General features: G+C 68.8%; 3 protein-coding genes. All 3 read right to left on the minus strand.

The features are described 5' to 3' along the window. Positions 1-747 (minus strand): aminopeptidase P family N-terminal domain-containing protein (locus B2W70_RS02140; protein ID WP_286742366.1); only part of this gene is annotated, 747 nt, incomplete at its 3' end. Between the two features lie 159 nt (positions 748-906). Beyond that, a complete protein-coding gene (locus tag B2W70_RS02145; protein ID WP_286742370.1) occupies positions 907-2,418 on the minus strand; it encodes an NAD(P)/FAD-dependent oxidoreductase in 1,512 nt (503 codons plus the stop codon). Between the two features lie 148 nt (positions 2,419-2,566). Then, a partial coding sequence (locus tag B2W70_RS02150) for a diguanylate cyclase domain-containing protein (protein WP_286742372.1) occupies positions 2,567-2,941 on the minus strand: 375 nt, incomplete at its 5' end.

A 2,941-nucleotide genomic window follows, 5' to 3' on the forward strand; every position in this document is an offset into this window, starting at 1 on the left:
ACCATCGGGCGAGACCAGCAGGTGCGCCAGGAAGACCGGGTTGTATTCGACGTCGGCGCCGCGCAGGTTCAGCAGCCAGGCCAGGTCGTCGAGCGTGGCGATCCAGTGGTGGGTGGCGCCACGCTCGGCCAGGGCTTGCCGCACGTGGGCCAGCTTGTCGGCGCGCGAGATCGACGCGTGTGGCGGCACGTGCTCGTACACCGGGGCCGATGGCAGGCCCGGGCGCTCGGGCCAGGCGCCCTCGAGCACGTCGTCTCGGGTGTGCAGGCACCAGCCGGCGTCCTTCAAGGCCGATTGCAGTTGCTGTGTCTGGGCCAGGCCCATGACGGCGCCGTCGGTGGCCAGTGTGAGCTTCTCGCCGCAACCACCAACGCCTCCAGCATCTCCTTGGAGGCCCAGCGATTTCAGCCACTCGGCACAAGCCGGGTTGAAGGCGCCATCGAGCTTGACCAGGTCCACACCTGTGCCGGCGAGCTCGGCCTCGGCCTGCGTCCAGTACCGGCTGTCGGTGAAGACGGCAGCTCGGTCGGCGGCCACGAGCAAAGTGCCCGAAGAGCCGGTGAAGCCGCTGAAGTGGGCGCGGCCCTGCCAGCGCTCGGGCAGGTACTCTGAGAGGTGCGGGTCGCTGCTGGGCAGCAGCACGGCCTGCCAGCCCTGGGCCGCCATGTGGGCGCGCAAGGTGCTCAGGCGGGCGGGGACGGGCGAGGCGAGGGCGGCGTGAGGGGAAGTGTGGGTGGGGGCGTTCACGGGTGGATCCTGCTCGGGCCTGATGCTTCAGGCGGTCAGGCTCGATGTTGCCACGCCGGGCATCACCTGCCTGCGCTTGCAGTCATCCACGTTGGTGGACGGCGCCACCTGTCCAGCCCTCCCGTGCGACCGTCGCAGGGGCCCTGATTGCCTGCTGTGTCAGCCAGCCTGGCTTGGTGCGGATGCCGCCACCGCAGCAGGTGCGGGCGTCGGTGCCGTCGTGCGCGCGTCGGCCACGCTCACCAGCACCTTGTGCGGCTCCAGCGCGTGCGGGTCTGGGAAGACGCGGGCGTGGCGCTGCGAGGTGAAGTAGGCCCAGGCCCAGTCCATCATCACCACCATGCGGTTGCGGAACCCGATCAGGAAGTACACGTGCACGAAGAGCCAGAACAGCCAGGCCGAGAAGCCGCTGAAGCGCACCTGCTTTTTCGTGAAGGGCAGGTCGATCATGGCCACGGCCGCGCGCTTGCCGATGGTGGCCAGCGAGCCGTAGTCGAAGTAGCGGAAGGCCTGAGGCTCCAGGCCCTTCATGCGGCGCATGATGTTGAAGGCGGCCTTGCGGCCCATCTGCTTGGCGCCGGGACTCACGCCTGGCACGGGCGTGGGGTTGTGCGGGTCGAGGTAGCTCTTGGCGCTGGCCAGGTCGCCCACCACGTGGATGTTGGGGTGGCCGGGGATGGTCAGGTCAGGTTGCACCACCACGCGCCCAGCGCGGTCGAGCTCGCAGCCGGTGCTCTTGGCCAGGGCCTTGCCCAGCGGTGAAGCGGCCACGCCAGCAGCCCAGATCACCGTGCGGGTGGGCAAGAAGTGCGAGACGTTGCGGCTGCTGCCATCGGGCTGCTTCTCGGCCACGTCGTAATGGATGCCGAAGGCGGTGATGTTGGTCACCTTGGCACCTGGCAGCACCTCGGCACCCAGGCCTTCGAGCTGTTCCTTGGCGCGCTGAGACAGGTCTTCGGTGAAGGTGCCGAGCACGCGAGGTGCGCCTTCGAGCAGGATGACGCGGGCGTCGCGCGAGTCGATGCGGCGGAATTCGGCGCTCAGGGTGTGCTGAGCGATCTCGGACATGGTGCCGGCCATCTCGACGCCGGTGGGGCCGGCACCGACCACGGCGAAGGTCAGCCAGGGTACGCGCTTGGCCGGATCGGGCTCGCGCTCGGCTTGCTCGAACGCGGTCAGCACCCGGCGACGGATGGTGAAGGCATCGCCCAGGGTCTTGAGGCCGGGCGCGTACTTGGCCCAGTCGTCCCGCCCGAAGTAGCTGTGGGTGGCGCCGGCGGCCACGATGAGCTGGTCGTAGTGCAGGTGTTCGCCGCCATCGAGCACCACGCACGACGAGGCGGTGTCGATCGACGTGACCTCGCCCATCAGCACCGTCAGGTGACCCTGGGCGATCTGCTTGCGCAACACGTGCCGGATGGGCGCGGCGATGGCGGGTGCGGGCAGGCCGGCGGTCGCCACCTGGTAGAGCAAGGGCTGAAACAGGTGGTGGTTGGTGCGGTCGATGACGACCACGTCCACATTGGCGCCCTCCAGCGCTTTGGCGGCTTCCAGACCCCCGAAGCCGCAACCGACGATGACGACACGCTGCCGCTGGGTCCCCGCAGGTCGACTGGTCGGCACTTTTTGCGTGGCGACGAAGTGAGAAGCGGGGCGGTCGTGAGGCTGCATGCGCGACAAAAGGGAAGGTTGGGCGAAACGACGACAGCCTGCATCCAGCAGGCTGTCCGTTGGGGCTTGGTGTTTATACCAGGGTGATCCGGATGGTGGGCGCCTGGCACCGTTGTGGTGCGCCCCTCGATCGCGGGGAATGCAGGCCTCAGGCGCAGGCTTGTTGCGTCGATGGGGGGCGACGCGGTGCCAGCTCGTCACCCTGCAGCACGAAGCGGGCTTTGCCCGCGCGTTTGGCGGTGTACATCGCGGCGTCGGCGCGCTGACACAGGCTGTCGTGGCTGTCTTGCGCCTCGAACAACGCCGCGCCCACGCTGGCGCCTGGCCAGACCGTTTCCTCGCCGATCACGCAGGGCTCACCCAGGCGCTCCAGGATGCGCTGGCCGATGCGGTGCACCTCGGTCGGGTGGCCAGCGCCTTCGAGGATGATCGTGAACTCGTCACCCGCCAGGCGACAGAGGCAGTCGGTGTCGCGCACGCAGGACTCCAGTCGTGTCGCGACCTCGATGAGCAGCTTGTCGCC

Origin of the sequence: Aquabacterium sp. UBA2148 (assembly GCF_002328915.1) — a bacterium.
Taxonomy (GTDB): Bacteria; Pseudomonadota; Gammaproteobacteria; order Burkholderiales; family Burkholderiaceae_C; genus Aquabacterium; species Aquabacterium parvum.

Bases quoted from the DNA above. Each gene is read 5' to 3' on its own strand.
- B2W70_RS02145 (WP_286742370.1), bottom strand. From the start codon at position 2,418: ATGCAGCCTCACGACCGCCCCGCTTCTCACTTCGTCGCCACGCAAAAA.